We start from the raw sequence: 1,461 nt of genomic DNA, 5'->3' as shown, positions 1-1,461 counted from the left end.
GGCAGATTCAACCGGTCGTCGCAACACGTTCGATCATATCCTGTTTGAGTAGATGGTCGAGAGCTTCTGCGGGGGTTCTCCATTCGAGTGTTTTTCGTGGTCTCGTATTTAAAGCATGGGCAACAGCGCTCAGTTCTTCTATGCAATGCTGGCTGAGATCGGTGCCTTTGGGAAAGTATTGGCGGAGCAGACCATTGGTATTTTCGTTGCTCCCGCGCTGCCAGGGGCTCTGAGGATCACAGAAGTAGATATCAAGACCTGTGTCGATCCGAAGCTGAGCGTGCTGCGCCATCTCAGCACCCTGATCCCAGGTCAGGGAACGGCGCAGATGTGCCGGGAGATCCATAATGGTTTCGGAGATGGCATCGCGGACGGCTTCAGCACCATGACCGGCAAGAGCCGGACCGTTCTTGATCGACTTGGCCTTGCCGTGGCCTTCCATGCGCGGCAGGTGCAAGAGCATAGTGAAGCGCGTGGTGCGTTCAACCAATGTGCCGATCGCCGAACTGCCAAGGCCGAGAATGAGATCGCCTTCCCAATGTCCCGGTACCGCTCTGTGGTTAATCTCGGCAGGCCGATCGCTGATCATAAGCGCATCTGAGATGAAGGACTTGCCACGGTTTTTGGCTCGCTCCCGAGGCAGACGCAGTGCCCGTCCAGAGCGAAGGCAGGCCGAGAGCTCCCGCTTCAGAACTCCACGTCCTTGGATGTAGAGTGCCTGATAGATGGTTTCATGACTGATGCGCATGGTTGGATCCTCGGGAAAGTCCACCTTCAGGCGCTGCGCGATTTGCTCGGGGCTCCAGGCCGAAGACCAACGTCGACTTTGCCGATGAACAGCCCGTCGCTTCTTCCATACTACAACCGGCCCATCGAACTCGATGCCCTCGGGCGTTGCAATCAGGCCAGCGAGGCGATCCTGCACATAGTCGCGCAGGGCGGAATTCTTCGCCAGTTTGCTGATTTTTGGACGTCGCGCAGCACGATCCGCATGCCACTGTGCAGTGAGAGCCCGGTAGTCGAAGTCTCCTCCGCGGGTCGCCGAGTTACGCCTAATCTCGCGGGAGATCGTACTGGGCGCCCGCCCAAGCTTGTGCGCGATGGCACGCACGCCGGAACCCCGAGCGCATTCCAAGGCGATTTCCTCGCGTTCTGCGAATGTGAGATTACGGCTCTTCAGGTCGGGTGCCGAGGGCGCAAGATGTGTGGGGGGCATTCCGCCAGAACTCCGAAACCACCGGATTCCGACAGGACCGGAGACGCCGGCTGCGACGGCAGCCTCCTCACTGGAAAGCCCAGCAGCGATACCACGCCAGAACCGGCACAGATTCTCACGTTGCCAGACAGGCGGCCGTCCTGGCGAGAATAATTTGTGCCGCGTCGAGCGCTCGGATTTGCGTCTTCCTGTTGTCATCGTCACCTCCAAGAATGGGGTGTTGCGACGACCGGTTGAATCTGCCC

1 protein-coding gene is annotated in these 1,461 nt (G+C 59.0%); it reads right to left on the bottom strand.

Going from position 1 to position 1,461, the window contains the following annotated elements; genetic code table 11:
- Positions 1-7: 7 nt before the first annotated feature.
- Positions 8-1,414: an IS30 family transposase gene (locus tag GKO01_RS15665; RefSeq protein ID WP_218017463.1), complete on the bottom strand. Its 1,407-nt coding sequence runs from the start codon at positions 1,412-1,414 to the stop codon at positions 8-10.
- Positions 1,415-1,461 lie beyond the last annotated feature (47 nt).

The organism is Gluconobacter kondonii (assembly GCF_002723995.1).
GTDB classification, from domain to species: Bacteria; Pseudomonadota; Alphaproteobacteria; order Acetobacterales; family Acetobacteraceae; genus Gluconobacter; species Gluconobacter kondonii.
Note: the sequence above shows the minus strand (reverse complement) of the source record. Positions and strands in the feature narration are given on the sequence as shown.